The organism is Pseudomonas sp. V88_4 (genome assembly GCF_029967985.1).
Taxonomy (GTDB): Bacteria; Pseudomonadota; Gammaproteobacteria; order Pseudomonadales; family Pseudomonadaceae; genus Aquipseudomonas; species Aquipseudomonas glycinae.
Genome location: NZ_JASCAF010000032.1, coordinates 1 through 24,215 on the forward strand (window position 1 = coordinate 1; position 24,215 = coordinate 24,215).

Genomic DNA, 24,215 nt, shown 5'->3' on the forward strand with positions numbered 1-24,215 from the left:
GGTTACTTTTGGGGCGTTTGCCAAAAGTGACCCGCCGTAAGGGCGGAACCCTAAGCAGCCATAACCGCAGCAACGGATCTGCCCCCAATCCCAATCCCAATTGACTCAAATTCCCCCTCATGGTCTCCTACACAACTTGTTACGGGTGCCCTTCACAGGGTGAAACGGGAAACCGGTGAATCATGTGCTTTACTCTAAAGCCATGTCAGTCCGGTGCTGCCCCCGCAACGGTAAGCGAGCGAAGCGTCAGATCCACTGTGCCCCGGCATGGGAAGGTGACGCTTGCAGGTCGGCCTGTCGCCAACCCCTCGTGAGCCCGGAGACCGGCCCGCAACACACAGTGCGCATCTTGCGTTACTGAACATAACAAACCCGCGGTGGGCGGGCGCTGTTCGAACCTCTGCGTGCCCGGCCGCAGGGGTTTTCATGCGCTCTATCCGCCCGCTGACACTCCAGAGGGAAGCGCCATGTCGATCATCAGCAGCACCGGCAGCAATTCGGACAAGATCTCCAGCACCACCACCCTGAGCCAACGCCTGACCGCCGCCGTCTGCGCGTCGATCCTCGGTGCCTGCCTGGTGTACTTCGCCGGTTTCTCGCACATCGAAGCGGTGCACAACGCCGCTCACGATACCCGCCACAGCGCCGCGTTCCCGTGCCACTGAGACCTGACGACATGATCAAGCGTATTGCGCAGACCGCAGGTTTCACCGGCCTGCTGGCCGCCCTGCTCCTGACGCTGCTGCAAAGCTTCTGGGTTTCGCCGCTGATTCTTCAGGCCGAAACCTTCGAGAAAGCCGAACCGGTGGCCGAAGTTCACGAACACGCCGCCGGCACCGCCGCCCACACCCACGATGCCGAGGCCTGGGAGCCGGAAGACGGCTGGCAGCGAGTGGCTTCCACCACAGGCGGCAATCTGGTGGTAGCCGTGGGTTTTGCCCTGATGCTGGCAGGTCTGTACACCCTGCGTGCACCGACCAAGACCTCGCAGGGCCTGCTCTGGGGTCTGGCCGGCTACGCGACTTTCGTGCTCGCGCCGACCATGGGGCTGCCGCCTGAGCTGCCGGGCACCGCAGCCGCAGATCTGGCCTCGCGTCAGATGTGGTGGATCGGCACCGCCGCCTCCACCGCTGTCGGCCTGGCCTTGATTGCGTTCAGTCGCAACTGGCTGATGAAAATCCTCGGTGTGGCGATCCTTGCCGTGCCGCACGTGATCGGCGCGCCGCAACCGGAAGTGCATTCGATGCTCGCTCCGGAAGCCCTGGAAGCCCAGTTCAAAATCGCTTCGCAGCTGACCAACGTTGCGTTCTGGCTGGCCCTGGGCCTGATCAGCGCCTGGTTGTTCCGCCGCAAAAGCGAAGGTCAGTACCACGCATGACCGATGACAGCGCAGCGCCGACCTTCGTGGTCGGCCTGGGCTGCCAGCGCGGCTGCCCGGCCAGTACGCTGCGTGCGTTGCTTGATCAGGCATTGCAGGCTCATCGGATTGATCTTGAGAAGGTCAAGGCACTGGCCAGCATCGACCTCAAGCGCGACGAACCCGGTTTGCAGGAACTCGCCGCCCAACTGGCACTGCCGTTGCTGTATTTCAGCAGCGAGGAACTGGCCAGTTATCAGCAACGTTTGAGTCACCATTCACAGATCGCCTTCGAACGCACCGGTTGCTACGGCGTGGCGGAAAGTGCCGCGCTGGCGCTCGCCGAACAGTTGATCAGCGGCCCGGCAAAACTGCTGATATCCCGGCAAAAATACGCGCAGGCAACTCTGGCATTGGCCGGCGCGGCGTAAATTCCCGATAATCCCCGCTTTCGATCATGAGCATTCTTCATCTGAAAGGCTTGTGAAGCACTGCCCTGCCCCTTTCCTACAGGATCCAACGATGACCGTTTACTTCATCGGCGCCGGCCCCGGCGACCCGGAATTGATCACTGTCAAAGGCCAACGGCTGATCCGCCGTTGCCCGGTGATCATCTACGCAGGTTCGCTGGTGCCGACGGCAGTGCTGGAAGGTCATTGCGCTGAAACCGTGATCAACAGCGCCGAACTGCACTTGGAACAGATCATCGACCTGATCAAGACCGCCCACGCCAAGGGCCAGGATGTGGCGCGGGTACATTCGGGGGATCCGAGTCTGTATGGCGCCATTGGCGAGCAGATTCGTAATCTGCGTGAGCTGGATATTCCGTTCGAAATCATTCCCGGCGTGACGGCCACCGCCGCGTGCGCCGCGCTGTTGGGCGCTGAACTGACCCTGCCGGACATCTCGCAAAGCGTGATTCTGACCCGTTTTGCGGACAAGACTGCGATGCCTGCCGGCGAAGAGCTCGGCAACCTGGCGCAGCACGGGGCGACCATGGCGATTCATCTGGGGGTCAATCATCTGGAGAAGATCCTCGCCGAGCTGCTGCCGCATTACGGCGCGGATTGCCCGATCGCGGTGATTCATAGGGCGACGTGGCCGGATCAGGACTGGGTGACGGGGACGCTGGAAGATATTGCCGAGAAGGTGGCGGCGAAGGGTTTTCGGCGTACGGCGTTGATTCTGGTCGGGCGGGTGTTGGGCAGCGATCACTTCAGTGAGTCGTCGCTGTATCGCGCGGGGCATGCACACCTTTACCGCCCATGACGGCCCTTTCGCGAGCAAGCCCGCTTCCACACTTGGAATGCGATCCAGTGTGGGAGCGGGCTTGCTCGCGAAGGCGTCATTGAATTTCACGCACAAAAAACGGCGCTCACGGGGCGCCGTTTTTCATGCCGCAGCGAACACCTTAGTAGTAGGCGTTTTCTTTCTGCGTGTGGTCGGTCACGTCGCGCACGCCCTTGAGCTCCGGAATGCGCTCAAGCAGGGTGCGCTCGATGCCTTCCTTCAGGGTCACGTCCGCCTGGCCGCAGCCCTGGCAACCGCCGCCGAACTGCAATACGGCAATGCCGTCTTCAACCACATCGATCAGGCTGACCTGACCGCCGTGGCTGGCCAGCCCCGGGTTGATTTCGGTTTGCAGGTAGTAGTTGATGCGCTCGTTGATCGGGCTGTCGGCGTTGACCATCGGCACTTTGGCGTTTGGCGCCTTGATGGTCAGCTGGCCACCCATGCGGTCGGTGGCGTAGTCGACGACGGCATCATCGAGAAACGCTTCGCTGAACGAGTCGATGTAAGCGGTGAAGCTTTTCAGCCCCAGCGCCGTGTCTTCAGGTTTCTCTTCGCCCGGCTTGCAGTAGGCAATGCAGGTTTCGGCGTACTGGGTGCCAGGCTGGGTGATGAAAACGCGGATGCCGATGCCCGGGGTGTTCTGCTTGGAGAGCAGATCGGCCAGGTAATCATGGGCGGCGTCGGTAATGGTAATAGCGGTCATGGAGACTCCTCGCAGGCTTGAGGCGGAGTTTACGCCAATCGGCGCGCGGCACAAAGTCCTACTATTTACGTAGGAATAGTTCGCAAATCGGCTAAGCGCCAGCTTCGCCGTCAATCCGTGCCCTAAGCCATTGATAACTGCGTTTTTCCACCCATTCGTAGCTCAGCCACGAACCGATAGCGATGGCCAGCGCACAGACGATAAACATCAAATATGGGTTGATCCCATAGCGTCGGGCCACATAACCGCCCGCCGACAGTACCAGCACATGCATCAGATACACCGAGTAGGAACAGTCGCCCAGCAGCTTGAGCAGCCTGTTGCGTTCGACATGCCGCTCCAGCGCCATGCTGGCCATGACCAGCACCGCACTGGGCAGGCCCCAATTCAGCAAACGGGGTTCCGGCGCCAGGTGATAGATCGCCAGCAACGCCGCGCCGATCCCCAGCAACGGCAGCCAGAGCGCCGGCCCGATCCAGCCGCGCCGGTAGAGCATGCCGATGCCGATCCCCAGCAGGAATTCATAAACGATGTCCGAGCGATAGAACTCGCTGACCCAGCCAAACCCGGTCCAGGCCTGACACACCGCAAACAGCAGCGCCGCGACCACCAGCAGGCGTACTTGCAGCCGGAACAACAGCGCCCAGGCAAACAACACGTAGAACAGCATTTCGTAATTCAGGGTCCAGCCGACATTCAGAGTCGGATAGATCCCGTAGCCGCCGGGGTTTTCGGTCGGGATAAACAGTAACGACAGGAGCAAATGGCTCCAGTCCACCGTTTGATCCGGCAACAACGGCCGGGCGAATACCACCAGCAACGCCATCAGCACGGTATAGAGCCAATACGCCGGGACAATCCGAAACAGTCGATACAACAAAAACCGCGCTGGCGGCAGCGCCTTGCCTTCGGTGGACAGGAAAATCACCAGCCCGCTGATCACGAAAAATATATCGACGCCCACGGCGCCCTTGTCGATGAACAACTGACCGATCGGCCCTCGCGCCTCGAAGTCGAAGAAAATCTGCATGAAGTGATGGCAGACCACCGCCCACGCGGCGAGCGCTCGCAGGGCCTGCACTGAAATCAACATCGACGGCGCTCCCGATTCCGTACATCACAGGATTGGGACAACCGCCATCGTTCAAACGATCAAAGATTCTCGTACCGGTTCATGTCCAGCACACCCTCTTCCACCGGCTCGGTCTCGTGGATGTACTGGCTCAAGTCGTGGAAATAGAACCAGAACTGCGGATGACTGCGGCGAATCCCCCAACGTTCGACGATCTTCTCGAATTGCGGCGCATCCTTCGCGTTTTCCATGGCATCGACAAACGCCGGCACCTGATCCGCCGGGATGTTGAACATGAAATTCGGGTAGCTGCTGAGCACGCCCGGATAGATCGTCAGCGTGTCCAGCCCCGGCTGATAACGCAGCGATTCACCGAGCAAGAACGCCACGTTACTGTGCGCACGATTGCGCAGCAGGCTGTAGACCTCGCGCTTGCCGCTGCGGGTTTCGACCCGCAGCATGGTGGCTTCCGGCAATTGATCGATCACTTTGAGACCGGCCGCCGGGCGCGAAGTCAGGCGACTCAGCGCCTGCTCGGCATTTTGCAGCGCCGGGTCGATGTTCGGGCGCGAGCAATAGGCGTCTTCGCAACGGTTGATCGGATCCGGACGCGCGTTGAGATCACCGTAGCGCGCCAGCAATTGCATGGCGAAATCGTGTTTCGGGTCTTTCTCGTCGAGTTTCAGTGCGGTGGGCTTGTCGTCGTCAATGGCTTCGTAATCGAGCCACATCTTGAACTGGCCGCTGCTCTGGTACCAATCGTCGAGGTAGCCCTCGCGGGAATCGGCGGGCATCAGACGCAGGAAGTTCTGTTCGGCGCCGTTGCGGATCAGGTCGAAATACAAGCGCGTTTGCGCCTGATGGGAGACGTTGCCGAACACATCGAAATTCACCGCCAGCTGGTAATAGGTGCGCTCCAGCAACGGATAGTCGAACAGCCACATCGTCTGCGGCACTTCGCCGATCAGGCCCTTGGTCACCGAAGCGCTGTCGAAGTGGCGGAAGATGCTGAGCAAGGCGTTGTCGTTGCCGGCCCACAGGGTCGACCAGCTCGGCGCCGGCAGGTCGGCGTAGCTGTCACGGCGCAGGGCTTCGTATTGGTTTCGCTTGTTGCGGTAGTTGTGCCACAGGCTCAGGACGCTGCCGACGTCGTCGTTCTGCCCCGGCATGGCCAGCAACGGCGTGGCCTGGCCGCGATAGTTCGGGTCGGTGATGTACAGGTCGTGTTCCGGGGCCTGGAACAGCGCCCAGAAGTTGTCGCGGATCACGTCGGTCGCGATCTGCCCACGGCACACCGGGCCGCGAATGAAGGTGCGCACGAAGTATTCGGCGTTATCCAGCATGAACTGATAACGCGCCTGCGCCGGGATCGCCTCGAAGGTGGCGAACGGGTTGGCCCGGCTCTGCGGACCGTAGCCCGGCAAGGCGTTGACCTGCCAGTGGCCGTTGTAGAACAGGCTCTTGACCCGCGCCATCTTCGCCGCACTCAGCGGATAAGTGATGTGGGTCTTGTGCACGATCACGCCCTGCACCGGCCACAGACGATAGTAGACCTGGGTACCCGGATCGTCGTTCGGGCGACGGGTGGCGATCAGATCGATTGGTTGCCCGGTCGGCGTGCGCGAGCGCACCCACTGGAAGTAATGCCCCGGCTCGCCGTCCTTGAAATAGATGTGCGCCAGGAACCAGTGCTCGAACAACCAGCGTCCGACCAGACTCTCCCGTGCACCGGGCTGGTTGAGCAGGTTTTCCCACTGGACGATCTGCATCGCCTCCTTGGCGCTTGGCGCCAGGCCTTGCTCGTCGATCGGCGCACCGGAAGCGAGCCAGCGTTGCAGCGTCTGATATTGCTGATCGGTCAGGCCGGTCACCGCCAGCGGCATGCCCTCTTTCGGATGGGCGCCGGCATAGCCGTCGAATTCGGCGGGCATCGCGCACAGGTTCTCGCGATTGAGGCCCAGCACGATGTCTTCCGGCAGCTTGGCGTTGGGTGTCAGCGGCGTTTTGTGTCCCAGCTCCAGCATGCGTGCCATCAGAGCGGCCTGACTGCCTTGGGCGTCGAGCACCGAATAGAAGTCTTTCTGCTGCCAGGCCCGTTTGCCGAAGGCGTCATAGAACAGCCGGGTGGTCGGCGCCGCCTGGGTGCGTTCGCCATCGTAGACCGGCATCTTGCTCGCGCCACGGGCCGCACCTTCGCCGCTGCCCAGGTTCAACTGACAGGCAGAGTCGTAGCACGCATGGCAGGCCACACACTTTTCGGTGAAGATCGGCTGAATGTCTCGGGTGTAGGAAATAGAAGAAGAAACAGCGGAACTCTGCGCCGCCGCGCCAAAGCTAAAAAACAGCAATGCAATGCTGATGACGCGGTGCGACATGTCCCTGATCCTGATCCTGAAGAAAAAACGCCGCGATTCTACCGTTATGACGCCCGTACCAACATGAACGATATTCATGCAAAAGCGCCACATGCTCTAAAACCGCACAGGTTTGTTATGATCCCGGCCCTTCGTCATGGTCTTTTTCGAGTAGTCCCAATGTCCGATCGCAGCGTTCGCCTTCAAGCTCTCAAGCAAGCTCTCAAAGAGCGCATCCTGATTCTCGACGGCGGCATGGGCACGATGATCCAGAGCTACAAGCTCGAAGAGCAGGATTATCGCGGCAAACGCTTCGCCGACTGGCCGAGCGACGTCAAGGGCAACAACGACCTGTTGGTGCTGACCCGCCCGGACGTGATCGGCGGCATCGAGAAAGCCTACCTGGATGCCGGTGCCGACATCCTCGAGACCAACACCTTCAACGCCACGCAGATTTCCATGGCCGACTACGGCATGGAAGAACTGGTCTACGAACTCAACGTAGAAGGCGCCCGTCTGGCACGCAAGGTCGCCGACGCGAAAACCCTCGAGACCCCCGACAAGCCGCGCTTCGTCGCCGGCGTGCTCGGCCCGACCAGCCGCACCTGCTCGCTGTCGCCGGACGTCAACAACCCGGGCTATCGCAACGTCACCTTCGATGAGCTGGTGGAAAACTACACCGAGGCCACCAAAGGCCTGATCGAGGGCGGCGCGGACCTGATCCTGATCGAAACCATCTTCGACACCCTCAACGCCAAAGCCGCAATCTTCGCCGTGCAAGGCGTGTTCGAAGAACTGGGCTTCGAATTGCCGATCATGATCTCCGGCACCATCACCGACGCCTCCGGCCGCACCCTGTCGGGCCAGACCACCGAAGCGTTCTGGAACTCCGTGGCCCACGCCAAACCGATTTCGGTCGGCCTGAACTGCGCCCTCGGTGCCCGCGAACTGCGTCCGTACCTGGAAGAGCTGTCGGACAAGGCCAGCACTCACGTGTCCGCCCACCCGAACGCCGGCCTGCCGAACGAATTCGGCGAGTACGACGAACTGCCGGTGGACACCGCCAAAGTCATCGAAGAATTCGCCCAGAGCGGTTTCCTCAACATCGTCGGCGGTTGCTGCGGCACCACGCCGGGCCACATCGAAGCGATCGCCAAAGCCGTCGCCGGTTACGCGCCTCGGCAGATTCCGGACATTCCCAAGGCCTGCCGCCTGTCGGGCCTGGAACCGTTCACCATCGATCGCAGCTCGCTGTTCGTCAACGTCGGCGAGCGGACCAACATCACAGGTTCCGCCAAATTCGCCCGGCTGATCCGTGAAGACAACTACACCGAAGCCCTGGAAGTCGCCCTGCAGCAGGTCGAGGCCGGCGCCCAGGTAATCGACATCAACATGGACGAAGGGATGCTCGATTCGAAGAAGGCCATGGTGACCTTCCTCAATCTGATTGCCGGCGAACCGGACATCTCCCGCGTACCGATCATGATCGACTCCTCGAAATGGGACGTGATCGAAGCCGGCCTCAAGTGCATTCAGGGCAAGGGCATCGTCAACTCGATCAGCATGAAAGAAGGCGTCGAGCAGTTCATCCACCACGCCAAACTGTGCAAGCGCTACGGCGCCGCCGTGGTGGTGATGGCGTTCGACGAAGCCGGCCAGGCCGATACCGAAGCGCGCAAGAAAGAGATCTGCAAACGCTCCTACGACATTCTGGTCAACGAAGTCGGCTTCCCGCCGGAAGACATCATTTTCGACCCGAACATCTTCGCCGTGGCCACCGGCATCGAAGAACACAACAACTACGCTGTGGACTTCATCAACGCCTGTGCCTACATCCGCGACGAGCTGCCGTATGCCCTGAGCTCCGGCGGCGTGTCCAACGTGTCGTTCTCGTTCCGCGGCAACAACCCGGTGCGCGAGGCGATCCACTCGGTGTTCCTGCTGTACGCGATCCGCGCCGGCCTGACCATGGGGATCGTCAACGCCGGTCAGCTGGAGATCTACGACCAGATCCCGCAGGAACTGCGCGACGCCGTTGAAGACGTGATCCTCAACCGCACGCCGGAAGGCACCGACGCCCTCCTCGCCATCGCCGACAAGTACAAGGGCGACGGCAGCGTCAAGGAAGCCGAGACCGAAGAATGGCGCGGCTGGGACGTCAACAAGCGTCTGGAGCATGCGCTGGTCAAGGGCATCACCACCCACATCGTCGAAGACACCGAAGAATCCCGTCAGTCCTTCGCCCGCCCGATCGAAGTGATCGAAGGCCCGCTGATGTCCGGCATGAACATCGTCGGCGACCTGTTCGGCGCCGGCAAAATGTTCCTGCCGCAAGTGGTTAAATCCGCCCGCGTGATGAAACAGGCCGTGGCGCACCTGATTCCGTTCATCGAACTGGAAAAAGGTGACAAGCCGGAAGCCAAGGGCAAGATCCTGATGGCCACCGTGAAAGGCGACGTACACGACATCGGCAAGAACATCGTCGGCGTGGTGCTGGGTTGCAACGGCTACGACATCGTCGACCTCGGCGTGATGGTGCCGGCGGAGAAGATCCTGCAGGTGGCCAAGGAGCAGAAATGCGACATCATCGGCCTGTCCGGGCTGATTACCCCGTCGCTGGATGAGATGGTCCACGTGGCCCGCGAGATGCAGCGCCAGGACTTCCACCTGCCGCTGATGATCGGCGGCGCGACCACCTCCAAGGCGCACACGGCGGTGAAGATCGAGCCCAAGTACAGCAACGACGCAGTGGTCTACGTGACCGACGCCTCCCGCGCCGTGGGGGTGGCGACGCAGTTGCTGTCCAAGGAACTGAAAGCCGGTTTCGTCCAGAAGACCCGCGAAGAGTACATCGACGTCCGCGAGCGCACCGCCAACCGCAGCGCCCGCACCGAACGCCTGAGCTACGCCGCCGCGATCGCCAAGAAGCCGCAGTTCGACTGGGCCACTTACACCCCGGTCAAACCGACCTTCACCGGCACCCGCGTGCTGGACAACATCGACCTCAACGTTCTCGCCGAGTACATCGACTGGACGCCGTTCTTCATCTCCTGGGACCTGGCCGGCAAGTTCCCGCGCATCCTCGAAGACGAAGTGGTCGGCGAAGCGGCGACCGCGCTGTACAAGGACGCCCGCGAGATGCTGACCAAGCTGATCGACGAGAAACTGATCAGCGCCCGTGCGGTGTTCGGCTTCTGGCCGGCCAATCAGGTGCACGACGACGATATCGAGCTGTACGGCGATGACGGCAAGCCAATGGCGCGCCTGCATCACCTGCGCCAGCAGATCATCAAGACCGACGGCAAACCGAACTTCTCCCTCGCCGACTTCGTCGCGCCGAAGGACAGCGAAGTGACCGACTACGTTGGTGGTTTCATCACCACCGCCGGGATCGGCGCCGAAGAAGTGGCCAAGGCCTATCAGGACGCTGGCGACGATTACAACTCGATCATGGTCAAGGCCCTCGCCGACCGTCTGGCAGAGGCGTGCGCCGAGTGGCTGCACCAGCAGGTGCGCAAAGAGCACTGGGGTTACGCCAAGGATGAAGCCCTCGATAATGAGGCGCTGATCAAAGAGCAGTATTCCGGCATCCGCCCTGCCCCCGGCTACCCGGCGTGCCCGGATCACACCGAGAAGGCCACCCTGTTCGCCCTGCTCGACCCTGAAGCACAGGAAATGCGCGCCGGCCGCAGCGGTGTGTTCCTCACCGAGCACTACGCGATGTTCCCGGCGGCAGCGGTCAGCGGCTGGTACTTCGCCCATCCGCAGGCGCAGTACTTCGCCGTGGGCAAGGTCGACAAGGATCAGGTGCAGAGCTACACCTCGCGCAAAGGCCAGGAATTGAGCCTGACCGAGCGCTGGCTGGCACCCAACCTGGGCTACGACAACTGAGCCATCAGATTCGGTCCGAGTCGTCGGAAGAGGAGGAACCGTCGGGTTCCTCCCACTCGCGATCAGCCATCCATTGTTCAAGCGTCTCCCGGGATATTCCCAGCACCGACTGAGCACCCGTTCGCTCAGCATGCTCACGGATCCGTTGCAGACTGTCTGTCGACAATGATCGCAAGTGTCCCGATAAATGTGTTCCGGCAAGCAGTTCATCATGGCGGCCGTCAAACGCCTGCGCCGGAATATCCCTGATCGGATTGCCGAACAGCTTCAGCGTATGCAGACGCTCGGCGTGCAGCACCCCGGCCGGCCATTCCTTCAGGTCATTGCCGTTCAAATGCAGCCGCTCCAGCCAGGGCGGGATCGCTGTGTTGAAATCCTTGAGTCGGTTGTGATTCAGTTCCAGCAGCTCCAGCGCTTCCAGAGACACGGCGTTGAAGGATTTGAAACGGTTGTAGTTCAGACTCAGGCGTCTGAGGTGCTGCAGCGACTCCAGCCGCTGTACGACAGTGCGCCCGTCCTGCAAGCGATTGGCGGACAGATCCAGTTGCTCAAGCCGCTGCATGTCGCCGATGGCTTGCGGCAGGTTCTCCAGTGCATTGGCAGCCAGGTCCAGGGTTTCAACTTGCGTGAACGACAGGAGGAAATCGTTGAGGCCCTGTTCGCTCAGTTCCAGCCCTCGCAGATTCAAGCCCGCCACATGGGTAAAGGCTTCCGGCAGCCTGGGCAACGCGCCCACTCCGAGAGTGCCTTCCAGATCCAGCACATAATCAGCCTCGCCAGCCTCACCGAGCAGACCCAGTCGCCAGCACTCGATGATTTTTTGTGCCGCGTCCCCGCGACCTTCCGATGAAATTCGCGGATGCCTGAAACGCTGTTCTGAACTGCGCCGGACGAAGATCCAGCCATTCAACTCCCGGGTCATCACGTCGAGCCGCCGGTTCCACTCGGCGAGTCGCGCACTGACTTGTTCGTCGCTGGCGCCGATGCGCAGGTACTCGACCGCTTCAATGGCCTCCTGCTCCGACAGCTCGGGAATGATTCGCTGCAGGCGACCGATGAAGGAACCTGAATGCTCTTCAGCGGGCAATGCCGGCGGCAGCGGCAACAACCGCGAGGCCACGCGCGACCCCGTCTCGATGGGGTGTAGGTAAGGATCGGGTATCGGTTCAAGGGCAAACCTTGCCAACGCCCCCTCCGGCAGCCCCAGGGTGGACTCGACCCGTTGTTGTGCAGCCCGCAGGCGGACTTGCGTTTCGTCTGTAAGGGGAGCACCGGTCAGGTTGGTATTGATCAACAGTTCGTCACGGGCAAGCACTTGCGGCGCCAGCGTGGTAATGCGGGTGTTGCGCAGATCCAGCCAGCGCAGCGCCCGAAGCTCTTCGGCTGCCCGTGGCCATTGTTGCAGTTGCGTCCCTTGAAGGTTCAGGACTTTAAGGTTCGGCATGTTCGAGACGTCCAGCCGATACAGCGGATTGCCGGACAGGTTGAGCTCCACCAGTTTCACGCGGGTATCGGTGGGGACGGGATTGGTGGTCAGTGAACATTCACTGAGATCGAGATGGCGAATCTCGGGGAATGCGCGCAGGAATCCACGCATTTGTGCAGCATCTGAACGGCGCGATTGCAGACGCAGGGATTTCACATGAGGAAAAGTCCCCGGCATGGGTGGCAGCGGATCGTCGCAGATCCATTCGAGGTGACCGTAACCCGGGGTTTCGGCAGCAAGTGGTGCATTGCGCCAGCATTGCTTCAACTGACGCACAGCTCGCAAGCGCTCTTCGACATGCGCTCCGGGAGCCGCCCATTGAGTGAGCGTTGATTCAAGGCGCTCCCACTCAAGCGCGCGTTCGACCAGCCCTTGCATGATCTGCGCGTCGCTTTGGCCTTCTCTCATCGCTCTGAGGATGACGCCGTTGGCCTGTCGCAAATCCAGATTCGGATAGACGTCGAGCAATCGGATCACCAGCGAAGGATTGACACCCGAACGCCCTACTGCGCCCTCCCCACTGGCGAAATACCCCAGTCGACGACCTTCGAGACGCACTGGCGGTGTGAACGCACGGACGCCCTGGCCGGGTGGAACCACGAAGGCGCGAACCTGCTCCGGGTGAGCGGTGGCGTAATCGATGATCGCACGTTGTAGCCTGGCGCCGTCCGTCATCCCGAATATCCCCAGCGCCTCTGTCGTTTGCCGTGGCAAAGCGCGCATGAGCGCGGGGAAAAACCGATCGAGCCGAGCGCTCGATGCCTGCTCGCTGTATGCCTGGAACAACGGCCCCTGTTTCACCAGATACCCCCGGTGTGCCGCCGATTCGCTGCCAATCGCCTCAAGCAGCCCACCCTGCCGATGACGATCGCGAAACTCCAGTCGCACATCACCCGGCCAGCCCGGCAGTTTCTCGAGCAACTGCAAAGCCAGACGCTTACTGTCGGCTGAAGGATGCTCCAGGTACAAACCGGCATACGCGCGACTCGCCCGCCCCTGACTTGCATGCCAGCGCGCCTCCTCCAGCAGGCGGCGAGGGACTGGCCTGGAGGTTTGCAAGATCGCCAGCGAGTCGGCATCGGCATGGCTCAGCACCTCCCGGGCGGCGGCATCGCCGAGTCCCGGACACGCCGTTTGCAGCTTGATGATTCGCGCGTCCGGCGCGCCAGTGCCGCGAGGCGCTTCAAACAATTGCAACGCATCGGCCAGTTCGGGCGGCGGCGGCAGGTTATCCAGGTGCATTTTGCGCAAAGCGTTGTCGCTGACACCGCCGATATCGGCGATGGCCAGCAATTGCGTGTCTGAAAGCCTGTCGGTTCGATGCCCGATGCGGCGCAGCAGCGTCAGCCGGTCCCAGGACAACGGACGCTCCAGCGTATGGCGCCAGGCACCGACGCCGTTGTGGCTGAGCGGCGGCTGATAGGCGTGAGGATCGCGGGGATGCCGCACTCGCCAGCGTTTGATTGTCCTGTCCCAGTGCTTCTCGTACGCCCTGCTTTCGATCCGGATCCAGGTTTTTTCCCCGTCGGTGAATTGCCCCAGGGCATTGGGTTCGTGTTGGTGAAGATGCCAATCGGGGCTTTCATAGGCCGTCAGATCCGGACGCCACAGCCGGGTTTCGCCGCTGGCCAATGTGACCGGATGCAGTTTTTCCATCACGGGTGCAGCCGTTGCCGGTCTGACACCGTCCAGGCTTTTTCCGGCCCCGGCGAGCACGCCGAACAGCACCAGATTTTCCGCGACATCGATCAAGTGCGCCTTGGCGGCCTGGCGATCCCCTTCGCTCCAGTCAATGACGCCTTCAATGGACTCTTCCAGCAACTGACCGACCATGACGCCAGTCATGATCTCGCCCAGCACAGGGACAAACCCTGCTGCCGTGGTCAGCACCAGCATGCCGATGTTCAGCAGTGCCGCGAGCTTCTCACTGCGCACTTTCGCATCGACATCAGCCGTGGGTACGGCGTGACTGCGGGCATCGGCAGTGAGCCGGTCGCGGTGTTGCTCGAAAAGATAGTTCCACAGGTCAACGTTTTCGGATGCGGGGTCGTCGCCCTCGCGGGGAATGACTGCCGGGGCCAGATAAGGGTCGTCCTCCGGGAGCAGTTGCTGGCGCAGGGGCGGCCATTCATGGACGGATGTGAAGCCGGTGAAGGGATTGAGCATCGTAAGGAGCTTGAGAACAACACGCCCGGCGGCCGATGCGTCCGAGGCATCGCGAGTGAACTGACTGAAATAGTCCGCGCGATCGGCATAAGCCACGAAACGGCTGAAAAACCGCTGATACGCCGTCGGCACAACCTCTGCCGACGAGCCGCTGTCGCGTTCGCTGAAGCGCTTCCTGAACATGTCCCACAGTTGCTTGCGCGTATAACGCTTCAACGGGTGCCGGGGATCATGGGGGATATAGAGCAGCAAATCGTCTGTATAGCGATCATTCTCGCTGATCGAGAAACAGACACACCCGGTCATACGATGCTTCATCAGGCTCAGTTCGTGAAACCAGACGCTCTTGTTGCCCAGGCGAGGATGACGGTTGCCATCGATGACCGACAGGATCATCGAGTAGTCGGCAGGCTCGATGTCGTTGCACAGCAGCGCCTGCTCGGCGGCAGCGCGCAGATCAGCCTTGGCGGCGCCGATGAAATTGTCCCGCAGGGTCGCTTGCACCTCTTCGGCGTGGAAATAGCCCCTGAGGTAAGCCTGATACTTGGCGCCGATGTCCAGCGAACGGCATAGCGTAATGAACCCGGGAACGGTCAACGTGGTTTGCAGGGGAAGGAGCACACCGGATGTCCACCACTCGATCAAGAAACCGGAAGAATCGTGGAACGCCTCAGGCTCAGATTCCGAGGCTGCAAAGTTATGCAGCGCCGCCTGCAGCAGCGGCAGTTTCATGAACTCGAACACACCCACTTCTATCGAAAGGATCCCCATTTGAACCGGTTTGTTCAGGCACAGATAAATCACATCGACATCCATCTCCACGCCAAATTGCTCCTGCAGTGCCTTGGTCAGCAAAGGTCTGGCAAAGGTGTCGATGTTTTGCAGGGATGCCAGTAGCCGGTCCAGCCGGGACTGGGCGACAAAACTGGCGACAACGGCGTCGTTCAACGCGCGACGCTGCTGCGCGGTGGCCTGGCGATAACCGGGCGCCAGTGCCGCGTTGGCGCTGCCCAGCTCCGCACGTCGCTGCGCCGTGGCGTCCGTCAGCCAATCGGGAATGGCCTGTTCAAGAAACGGACCGTGGATGCTCTGTGAGGCCGCGGGTCTCATATCAGCGGCGGGAATCGGTGGCATGGCGCCTCTCCTGTGGGATGAGGCGTCAGCACACCATTTCGCGGGCGACCGTTCGCAGTAGATAGTTATGCCGGCGCCACCAAGGCATTACCAACGGTTTCGCGCGCTGCCGGCCGATTGACTATGCTCAACAGGCACACTTTGAGACGAGGGATGTATGGACGATCCAGTCGACAACAAACCACCGACCTTCTGGCAGATGCTGCACAGCGTCATGGCGGCGGCGTTCGGGGTGCAAAGCGGCAAGAACCGGGCGAGGGATTTCACCCACGGCAAGCCGAGTCATTTCATCTTTCTGGGCATTGCGTTCACGGCAGTGTTCGCCCTGACACTGTTCGGCATCGTTCAACTGGTGGTGCATCTGGCCGGCGTCTGACTCGCTCAGTGCATCAGTGTCTGCAGATTGAACGGATAGCGGTAGGAAACCGGACGGCCTTTCGCCGAGAGCTTGCGAAAGTGCACGCCATAGTCCGGTGAGGCGCCCATGGCCAGGATTCGGCGGGCATGATCCCGATCGATCAGTTGCAGCAACGGAATCTGTCGGTCACGACCGCCGTACTGATTCAGATCGACACCCTGCGCGTGATCATGCAGCTCGACCAGTGCCCAGCCACCCAGGGTGAAATGGCCGCCCAGCAACGCGCTCAGCCGCCCGTCAACCAACGCCTGCAACGCTTCGGGCGAGGTGTTGACTGCGCTGAACAGCACGTCTTTGCCCGGCACCTTGCCGGCTTCCGAAACGGCACGCATCGCGCCGAAGGCCATTTCATCATTGGCCGCCCACACCAATGACACCTTGGGATAGCGGACCAGCAATTGCCTGGCCTGCTCGTAGGCACGCTGTTGCGTCCAGCCGCCGTAGACCAGTTGCCGCAGATGCACCTGAGGATGCTCGGCGAGTGCCCGTTGCATGCCTTTTTCTCGCAGTTGGGCCGAGGGTGTGATCTTCAGACCGGAAAAGGCCAGCAGGTCGATGCTTTCACCGGGCGCGACAGCCGGATGCAGACGAATCAGCTCCTTCATCATCAAGTAGCCGCCCTCTTCATCGTTGGGTACCAGACTGCCGATGCGATCGGCACGATCGGCCATCATCGCCTTCTGGTTGGGCGTCAGTGCCGAGTTGACCATAAAGAGCTTCACGCCGCTGCCATTGGCCATGCGCAGGATCTGCGGCGCCACGTACTGTTCATTGACGAACACCAGATAGTCCGGGCGCTCAGGCCCTTGCAGGGCCAGTCGCGCCTGCGCCAGGGTCAGTTCCGGCTGGCGCTGGGCATAGAGAATGCGCAGGTCGATCCCCAGATCCCGGGCGGCCGCCTGCATGAACTGCGAGTAGCTGAGCCAGAACGTTTCCTGGGTCGAACCCGGATTCAGGAACAGCACCGACTCTGCACGCGCGCAGGTACCGAAAACCGCGCCGAACAGCAGCAGACCGAGGTGGAGAAACTTGAACATGAAGCGTCCGGGCCCAGGGAAAAATGGCCGCGCATTATAGCCATTCAATCGCCGGCCATTAGCGCCTGATCCCGCCTTTTGTCCGACAATCGTCGGAGACGGGCCCGGAAGCGTCGTTTTACTGATGGCTGACCCAGAACACCGCCGTTCCCACGACCAGAATGATCAGGAACAGAATCGCCCAGGCATCGACACTGCTATCGCTTTTCCTTGCTTTGGTTGGGTTGCTCATTGCATCGCCTCTTGTCGGTTTTATCGGTGATTGCAGAAAGACTCGACCACAGTTAAGACGATGATTGACCGCACGACAAACAGGGGTTAGTTGACAGCCATTCTCGTTAGGCGATTTGGTTCTTTCCATATACTCAAACATCACTTTTGCGCATAACTGCAAACGGGTATATTGCCCCGGCTCCGTCAGGGAGTGCGCGGCCGTGCGCGCCGAATTGCAGAGGAACCATCGGACTCCAGCAAGCGAAAACGCAGCGTTTTCCGAGTGGCCAAAGCCTGAGAACAGGACTTATATGTACGTATACGACGAGTACGATCAGCGGATCATCGAGGACCGCGTCAAGCAGTTCCGTGATCAGACCCGACGCTATCTGGCAGGTGAGCTGAGCGAAGAAGAATTCCGCCCCCTGCGCCTGCAAAATGGCCTGTATATCCAGCGTTTCGCGCCGATGCTGCGCGTGGCGGTGCCTTACGGCCAGCTGACCTCGCGCCAGGTGCGCATGATGGCGAAAATCGCCCGCGACTATGACAAGGGCTACGCCCACATCAGCACGCGCCAGAACGTGCAGTTCAACTGGCCGGCGGTGGAAGACATCCCGGACATTCTCGCCGAGCTGGCCACTGTGCAGATGCACGCCATCCAGACCAGCGGTAACTGCCTGCGCAACGTCACCACCGACCAGTTCGCCGGTGTCGCAGCCGACGAGTTGATCGACCCGCGTCCGTGGTGCGAAATCGTTCGTCAGTGGACGACCTTCCACCCGGAATTCGCTTACTTGCCGCGTAAATTCAAGATCGCCGTCAACGGTTCGACCTCCGACCGTGCGGCCATCGAAGTCCACGACATCGGCCTTGAGCCGGTACACAACGCTGCCGGTGAACTCGGTTTCCGCGTGCTGGTCGGCGGTGGTCTGGGTCGTACTCCGGTGGTCGGCGCGTTCATTAACGAATTCCTGCCATGGCAGGACCTGTTGAGCTACCTCGACGCGATTCTGCGGGTCTACAACCGTTATGGCCGTCGTGACAACAAATACAAGGCGCGGATCAAGATCCTCGTCAAAGCGCTGACTCCAGAAGTCTTCGCCCAAAAAGTCGATGCCGAAATGGAACACCTGCGCGGCGGCCAGACCACCCTGACCGAAGCCGAAGTCCATCGTGTCGCCAAACACTTCGTCGACCCGGACTACAAGGCGCTGAGCAATCAGGACGCCGAACTGGCCGCCCTCGACAAAGAACATCCGGGCTTTGCCCGCTGGCGCACGCGCAACACCCTGGCGCACAAGAAGCCAGGTTATGTGGCAGTAACCCTGTCCCTGAAGCCGACGGGCGTTGCACCCGGCGACATCACCGACAAGCAGCTCGACGCGGTCGCCGACCTGGCCGAGCGCTACAGCTTCGGTCAACTGCGCACCTCCCACGAGCAGAACATCATTCTGGCCGACGTCGAGCAAAGCCAGTTGTTCACCCTGTGGGGCGAGCTGCGTGAAGCTGGCTTCGCCACGCCGAACATCGGCCTGCTGACCGACATCATCTGCTGCCCTGGCGGTGATTTCTGCTCCCTGGCCAACGCCAAGTCGATCCCGATCGCCGAATCGATCCAGCGCCGCTTCGACGACCTGGACTACCTGTTCGACATTGGTGAACTGGACCTGAACATCTCCGGTTGCATGAACGCCTGCGGTCACCACCACGTCGGTCACATCGGCATTCTGGGAGTGGACAAGAAAGGTGAGGAGTTCTATCAGGTCTCCCTCGGTGGCAGCGCCAGCCGTGACGCCAGCCTGGGCAAGATCCTCGGCCCGTCTTTCGCTCAGGAAGACATGCCGGACGTGATCTCCAAGCTGATCGACGTGTACGTGGAACAGCGCACCGAAGACGAGCGCTTCATCGACACCTACCAGCGTATTGGCATCGACCTCTTCAAGGAACGCGTCTATGCAGCGAATCATTAAGAACAACGAGGTCGTCGACGAAACCTGGCACCTGCTGCCCAAGGATTTCAACATCGACGAAATCAGCAACTGCGACGACCTGATCGTCCCGTTGCAACTGTGGCGTGAACACGCCCGCATGCTCAAGGCCCGCGATGGCGGCCTGGGTGTGTGGCTGGACGCCGACGAAGAAGCCGAGGAAATCGGTGATGACGTGAATGAGTTCCAGGTGATTGCCCTGAACTTCCCGGCGTTCACTGATGGCCGCAATTACTCCAACGCCCGTCTGCTGCGCGACCGATACGGTTTCAAAGGCGAACTGCGGGCGATTGGCGACGTGCTGCGTGACCAATTGTTCTACATGCGCCGTTGCGGTTTCGATGCCTTCGCCCTGCGCGCGGACAAAGACCCGTACGACGCCCTTGAAAGCCTCAAGGACTTCTCGGTGACCTATCAGGCCGCCACTGACGAACCGCTGCCGCTGTTCCGTCGTCGATAAAACCCTGAGTCAAACACAAAAAAACGCCGGTCATTCGACCGGCGTTTTTTTATGCCCGATTTACCAGAAACGTTGCTGGGTCAGTCGACTCCACCAGCTCAACAACACGCGATCCACCGAACCGCTGGCGGCCATGCCGATACGCTCCTGGAGGCTTTTGCGTTCGGCATAGTGCAGATGATAGACCTCGGACTGTTTGGCGCGCTCGGCCAGGTATTCATCGCTGGTCTTGAGTTCGTCCACCAGTTGCTTTTCCAATGCCGCGATGCCGAGCCAGACTTCACCGGTGGCGACTTCGTCGATCGCCAGTTGCGGGCGATAACGGGCAACGAAGTTCTTGAACAGCTGATGGGTGATGTCCAGGTCTTCCTGAAACTTTTCCCGACCCTTCTCGGTGTTTTCGCCGAATACGGTCAGGGTGCGTTTGTATTCGCCAGCGGTCAGCACTTCGAAATCGATGTCATGCTTTTTCAGCAGGCGGTTGACGTTGGGCAACTGCGCCACCACACCGATGGAGCCGAGAATCGCAAACGGCGCGCTGATGATCTTCTCGCCGATGCACGCCATCATGTAGCCGCCGCTCGCCGCGACCTTGTCGATGCACACGGTCAACGGCACGCCGGCTTCCCGGACGCGCGCCAGTTGCGACGAGGCCAGACCATAGCTGTGAACCATGCCGCCGCCGCTCTCCAGACGCAGGACCACTTCGTCCTTCGGTGTGGCCAGGGTCAGTAGCGCGGTGATCTCGTGGCGCAGGCTTTCAGTCGCCGAGGCCTTGATGTCGCCGTCAAAGTCCAGCACGAATACCCGCGGTTTGGCGTCGGGTTTCTTCTTCTGTTTCTTTTCGGACTTGGCCTGGCCCTTGCGCAAGGCCTTGAGCTGATCCTTGTCGAGCAGGGTCTGCTCCAGCCGCTCACGCAGGCCTTTATAGAAATCGTTGAGCTTGCTGACCTGCAACTGGCCGGCGGATTTGCGCCGGCCCTTGCTGCGCAACGCAGCAAAACTCGCCAGCACCACCAGAATGGCGATGACCAGCGTTACGGTCTTGGCCAGGAAACTGGCGTATTCAGTGAAAAACTCCACAGTGACTCCTTCAAACGATGCGCGGTCGCGAAACACACGCGGGAATTGGCTCCAGCATACCCATGCACCGGCCCGTCGGCCAGCCGTGAAACCTCTGGCAACAAGGCTGGAACGGGCATTTCAAACAAGCGTATGTTTTTTCATTGACAGCTCACCGTCATCCCCATAACCTCGCCACAACCTTCAACGTACCGGGATGACGCGGACGTGGGCAGCATCTACTTGATTCGACATGGCCAGGCCTCCTTTGGTGCAGACGACTATGACGTCCTGTCGCCGACCGGTGTACGCCAGGCAGAAATCCTCGGCCGCCACCTCGCCGAACTCGGAATCAGCTTCGACCGCTGCCTGTCGGGTGATCTGCGCCGCCAGCAACACACGGCCAACAGCGCGCTGGAACAGTTCGCCGCCGTCGGACTGCCGGTCCCGGCTCTGGAAATCGATTCCGCTTTCAACGAATTCGACGCTGACGCCGTGATCCGCGCCCTGCTGCCGGCCATGTTGCCGGAAGAGCCCGAAGCCCTGGAAATCCTGCGCAATGCCGCGCAAAACCGTGGCGAGTTCCAGCGCATCTTCGCCCTGATCATCGAACGCTGGCTCGCCGGCACCTACGACACACCGGGCCTGGAAAGCTGGCTGGGTTTCGTCGAACGGGTACAGGCCGGGCTGCACCGAATCCTTGAACAGGCCGACAACACCCAGAAAATCGCGGTGTTCACCTCCGGTGGCACAATCACCGCCCTGCTTCACCTGATTACCCAAATGCCTGCCCGGCAGGCCTTTGAACTGAACTGGCAAATCGTCAACACCTCGCTCAACCAACTGAAGTTCCGCGGTCGCGAGGTGGCGCTGGCTTCCTTCAACAGTCATGCACACCTGCAGCTGCTGAAGGCCCCGGAACTCATCACCTTTCGCTGAGTCCGGATTACTGTGACCCTGCTGCAATCAACCAAAAAGGATCGAACCATGACCTCCGTAGCTGATGCCGTAAAAGCAATGCAAGCCAAGTTCAACCCAGCCGCCGCTGCCGGTCTGGATCTGGTCTTCGGTTTCAACATCACTGACGAAGACAAGCAATACGCCCTGATCGTCAAAGACGGCACTTGCGACATCCAGGAAGGCGAAAACGCCGACGCCAACTGCACGCTGGTGCTGGACAGCGAAACCCTCAAAGGCATCGTCAGCGGCGAAACCGATGGCATGCAGGCTTTCATGGGCGGCAAGCTGCGCGTTGAAGGCGACATGATGCTGTCGATGAAACTGTCCGAGCTGTTCCCGGCGTAAACGCCCGGACGCAATTCACGAATCCCGCCTCTGGCGGGATTCGTGCTTTCAGAGGCCGATGATCTCTCCAACCTTCATCGTGTTGAACCCGGCGCTCTTTCCAGCTCTCTCTGAACATCTCGAAACGCAATGGCCGCTTCACTTCCTTCAGCCAGATGCTCAGCCATCGACCCCGTCAGCATTTTTTTGTCGTTGACATCCCACTCAATCGTGATGACAAACGTGTCGCCCCCCACAGTCACAAATAACCAATAAGAGTCCACAGGTCTGTCCGGTTCGGAGAACGCGCTGTAGGCATATCGGATCTGGCGACGAAGATCAGGTGTATCGAGAACCAGCCCCTCTGTATCCACCTTCGGATAACGCTCCTCCATCGCAACCAGCACTTTGGTCAGAAACTCGTCATTCGAAATGCCCTTCAACGGATCAGGACTGTTGCGCAGCATGGTGACAGGACTCTGTGCGGAAGGCGTCCCCATCAAACGCGGTCGATACATTCCCGAGCTGAACCATCGAGTCGCGTCAAAGCGCGTTTCTTCAGGGCTCCAGTCGCCGTAATACATCATTACCCTGGCGGACATTTGATCTTCCTTGCTGTAATAAAAAAATACCGTAGTGATGAACACCGCCAGCAAGATGAGCAGGAGGCTGTTCTTTCTCGATAGACGCAGCATGCTCAAGCGGGTCTGTATTCAAGAAGGTGGGCGGGCACACCCGTGGGGGTGTCCCCGGAACGGACATCACGATGCGCACCCAACGCATCCAGCGGATAACCCACGGTTTTCTCGTGAAAACTGCGGCTGTCCTCGTGCGCTACCAATTTGCGCTCCTCATCAGTAACCGTTGAAAGGGGTTTTTGCGGGGCCTTTTCATCTGGAAGCTCAGCCGTCGGGTTCTTCGCTGTCTTGCGGTGTTCTGCAAGCTTTCGTTGATACTCGATATTCTTGCTGGTGTAGCTTTCCATTGCCTCCCTGTCGGAGACCATCCGCTGACGCGTGCCGGGCACCGATTGCCGCTCCGCGTTGGTGCCATAAGTCGTGTCGTAATTGCTGCGACGCGGAAACGCCATGACGGTTGTCCGGGTGGCATCAGCCATGATCTGCGCGAGGCTGAGTTCATAGTGAGGGTCTTCGCCCTCGAGCACCCAACGCTCGGCGTTGATACCCAGCCCGGTGCGACAGGCATAAGAGTGAATTTTTGCACCGTATGCAAACGCTTCCGGCTTGAACATTTTTGCCTGGGCATCACGCAATCGGTAACTTTCACGCTTATCCAGCTCGTATCCCAGCTCGATTGCACCCACTACGCCATGGGAGAAAAAATCCAGCTGTTTGATTTCTCTGCCGCGACGTTGCCGGGTGAAGATGAAATCCACCAGGCCGGATATTGAATCCAGTTCCCGGTATTGCGCGCCATGATCGCGCTCGACTACCAGCTTCAACGCCGCCAGCAGGTTTTGCGGGTAGTCATCCTTGAAAATCAGAAAGACGCGCTGTTTCGAAAAACTTGGTGTGCCTTCGGGATACTTCGTCAGTTGTCGGATGCCTTGATTGATGAAGCGCATTTTATTGCCCTTCTGCCCGCGCCAGTTTTCTATCGTCGACATGTAGGAAGCCCCCACCACCGTCACATAGTCCTGGGCCAGCGTTCCCGTGACCTGAGTCGTCGCATGCTGCTCAGTGGTCTGGGCCTGTTTCTTCTTTGGTGCAGCCACGCGTCACCCTCCTTAATAATCAATGCCCAGGGCATCCAGATGGGCGGCCGCTTCCTTGCCCCACTGAACAACAATGGATGTCGGATCGGCAGTGAATACCCTCGCAGCGTTGCCATGGTTGTCGGTATGGCCGACCAGGCGCTGTCCATCACCGGTTTCGATGCAATAGAGCATGTCGGGAATTGCTTCGCCGGTGGTTTCGTCCACCAGCTGGAAGCGTTCACTGTGTTTTGGCACGGTGACAATCGGGCTGAAAGGCGCGGAACCGACCTGCGTGCCGACAAAAACGTCGCCGGAGCCGGTAATGATCATTCCGCCATGGGCAGTGGCGCTGCCGAGGAAGGCGATTGGTTTGCCGTTGATCAGGATGTTGCCGATGCCCTCGGTGACCGAATCACCGCAGGCGGTGGTATCGCCGACTCGCAGCACGGGCATGCCATTGATGTTCACATTGGGTGAACCGCTGGTGCTGGGGTTGGTACCGTGTCCGGTGATCGGGCAGGCATTGAGATCGCTGAGGCGCGCGGCAGGTTTTGCCATCATCTACATCCTTGTATGAGCG

The 24,215-nt window shown here is 60.3% G+C and carries 19 protein-coding genes and 1 riboswitch; of the genes, 10 read left to right on the top strand and 9 right to left on the bottom strand.

Annotated features, from left to right (window positions below):
• Nucleotides 1-126: 126 nt before the first annotated feature.
• Nucleotides 127-347, top strand: a riboswitch (cobalamin riboswitch).
• A gap of 120 nt (nt 348-467) precedes the next feature.
• The 4 genes from QLG12_RS10370 to cobM all read left to right on the top strand — a co-directional run bounded on the left by QLG12_RS10370 (nt 468) and on the right by cobM (nt 2,626).
• A complete protein-coding gene (locus QLG12_RS10370; protein ID WP_007959524.1) occupies nt 468-665 on the top strand; it encodes a CbtB domain-containing protein in 198 nt (65 codons plus the stop codon).
• An 11-nt stretch (nt 666-676) separates the two neighbouring features.
• Nucleotides 677-1,378: a CbtA family protein gene (locus tag QLG12_RS10375; RefSeq protein WP_108562227.1), complete on the top strand. Its 702-nt coding sequence runs from the start codon at nt 677-679 to the stop codon at nt 1,376-1,378.
• A complete protein-coding gene (locus QLG12_RS10380) occupies nt 1,375-1,788 on the top strand; it encodes a cobalamin biosynthesis protein (protein ID WP_011334491.1) in 414 nt (137 codons plus the stop codon). Before QLG12_RS10375 ends, QLG12_RS10380 begins: the two co-directional genes overlap by 4 nt.
• 91 nt (nt 1,789-1,879) lie before the next feature.
• On the top strand, nt 1,880-2,626 hold the full coding sequence (gene cobM, locus QLG12_RS10385) for a precorrin-4 C(11)-methyltransferase (RefSeq protein ID WP_282474436.1): 747 nt from the start codon (nt 1,880-1,882) through the stop codon (nt 2,624-2,626).
• A gap of 142 nt (nt 2,627-2,768) precedes the next feature.
• Here cobM and nfuA read toward each other — a convergent pair whose 3' ends face one another.
• The 3 genes from nfuA to QLG12_RS10400 form a co-directional block, all read right to left on the bottom strand.
• The gene (nfuA, locus tag QLG12_RS10390; protein ID WP_007959519.1) at nt 2,769-3,353 is read right to left on the bottom strand and encodes a Fe-S biogenesis protein NfuA; all 585 of its coding nucleotides are present in this window, start codon (nt 3,351-3,353) and stop codon (nt 2,769-2,771) included.
• A gap of 91 nt (nt 3,354-3,444) precedes the next feature.
• Entirely contained in the window at nt 3,445-4,446 is a 1,002-nt protein-coding gene (locus QLG12_RS10395; protein WP_282474437.1) for an acyltransferase, read from the bottom strand.
• 59 nt (nt 4,447-4,505) lie between these two features.
• Complete coding sequence (locus QLG12_RS10400) at nt 4,506-6,800, bottom strand: fatty acid cis/trans isomerase (protein WP_197867960.1); 2,295 nt, start codon at nt 6,798-6,800, stop codon at nt 4,506-4,508.
• 159 nt (nt 6,801-6,959) lie between these two features.
• On the opposite strand from QLG12_RS10400, the gene metH reads away from it, so the two are divergent.
• Nucleotides 6,960-10,670: a methionine synthase gene (gene metH / locus QLG12_RS10405; protein ID WP_011334495.1), complete on the top strand. Its 3,711-nt coding sequence runs from the start codon at nt 6,960-6,962 to the stop codon at nt 10,668-10,670.
• Nucleotides 10,671-10,674: 4 nt separating this feature from the next.
• Here the strand turns inward: metH and QLG12_RS10410 are convergent, their stop codons facing one another.
• Nucleotides 10,675-15,456, bottom strand: coding sequence for a DUF6543 domain-containing protein (locus QLG12_RS10410; protein ID WP_282474438.1), 4,782 nt, complete (start codon nt 15,454-15,456; stop codon nt 10,675-10,677).
• 157 nt (nt 15,457-15,613) lie between these two features.
• Here QLG12_RS10410 and QLG12_RS10415 point away from each other — a divergent pair, with 157 nt between their 5' ends.
• A complete protein-coding gene (locus QLG12_RS10415) occupies nt 15,614-15,832 on the top strand; it encodes a DUF2970 domain-containing protein (RefSeq protein ID WP_007959515.1) in 219 nt (72 codons plus the stop codon).
• Nucleotides 15,833-15,837: 5 nt separating this feature from the next.
• Here QLG12_RS10415 and QLG12_RS10420 read toward each other — a convergent pair whose 3' ends face one another.
• Nucleotides 15,838-16,911: an ABC transporter substrate-binding protein gene (locus QLG12_RS10420; protein ID WP_064381313.1), complete on the bottom strand. Its 1,074-nt coding sequence runs from the start codon at nt 16,909-16,911 to the stop codon at nt 15,838-15,840.
• Between the two features lie 524 nt (nt 16,912-17,435).
• Between QLG12_RS10420 and QLG12_RS10425 the strand changes: the two genes are divergently transcribed.
• Together QLG12_RS10425 and QLG12_RS10430 are read left to right on the top strand one after the other, a co-directional pair.
• Entirely contained in the window at nt 17,436-19,094 is a 1,659-nt protein-coding gene (locus tag QLG12_RS10425; RefSeq protein WP_011334498.1) for a nitrite/sulfite reductase, read from the top strand.
• Nucleotides 19,078-19,572, top strand: a complete 495-nt coding sequence (locus QLG12_RS10430) for a DUF934 domain-containing protein (protein WP_007959510.1) — start codon at nt 19,078-19,080, stop codon at nt 19,570-19,572. The genes QLG12_RS10425 and QLG12_RS10430 overlap by 17 nt, the downstream gene beginning before the upstream one ends.
• A gap of 60 nt (nt 19,573-19,632) precedes the next feature.
• On the opposite strand, the gene sohB is transcribed toward QLG12_RS10430, so the two are convergent.
• Complete coding sequence (gene sohB / locus QLG12_RS10435) at nt 19,633-20,655, bottom strand: protease SohB (RefSeq protein ID WP_197867963.1); 1,023 nt, start codon at nt 20,653-20,655, stop codon at nt 19,633-19,635.
• 207 nt (nt 20,656-20,862) lie between these two features.
• Here sohB and QLG12_RS10440 point away from each other — a divergent pair, with 207 nt between their 5' ends.
• Both QLG12_RS10440 and QLG12_RS10445 read left to right on the top strand, forming a co-directional pair.
• Nucleotides 20,863-21,573, top strand: a complete 711-nt coding sequence (locus QLG12_RS10440; protein WP_236192706.1) for a histidine phosphatase family protein — start codon at nt 20,863-20,865, stop codon at nt 21,571-21,573.
• A gap of 48 nt (nt 21,574-21,621) precedes the next feature.
• Nucleotides 21,622-21,939, top strand: coding sequence for an SCP2 sterol-binding domain-containing protein (locus tag QLG12_RS10445; protein WP_114883460.1), 318 nt, complete (start codon nt 21,622-21,624; stop codon nt 21,937-21,939).
• Between the two features lie 74 nt (nt 21,940-22,013).
• On the opposite strand, the gene QLG12_RS10450 is transcribed toward QLG12_RS10445, so the two are convergent.
• From QLG12_RS10450 to QLG12_RS10460, 3 genes are read right to left on the bottom strand one after another with little or no spacing between them, the layout of a single operon-like run.
• Entirely contained in the window at nt 22,014-22,613 is a 600-nt protein-coding gene (locus QLG12_RS10450; protein WP_197867965.1) for a hypothetical protein, read from the bottom strand.
• A 2-nt stretch (nt 22,614-22,615) separates the two neighbouring features.
• On the bottom strand, nt 22,616-23,653 hold the full coding sequence (locus tag QLG12_RS10455) for a hypothetical protein (RefSeq protein WP_197867966.1): 1,038 nt from the start codon (nt 23,651-23,653) through the stop codon (nt 22,616-22,618).
• Between the two features lie 12 nt (nt 23,654-23,665).
• On the bottom strand, nt 23,666-24,193 hold the full coding sequence (locus tag QLG12_RS10460; RefSeq protein WP_102687618.1) for a PAAR domain-containing protein: 528 nt from the start codon (nt 24,191-24,193) through the stop codon (nt 23,666-23,668).
• Between the last annotated feature and the right edge of the window lie 22 nt (nt 24,194-24,215).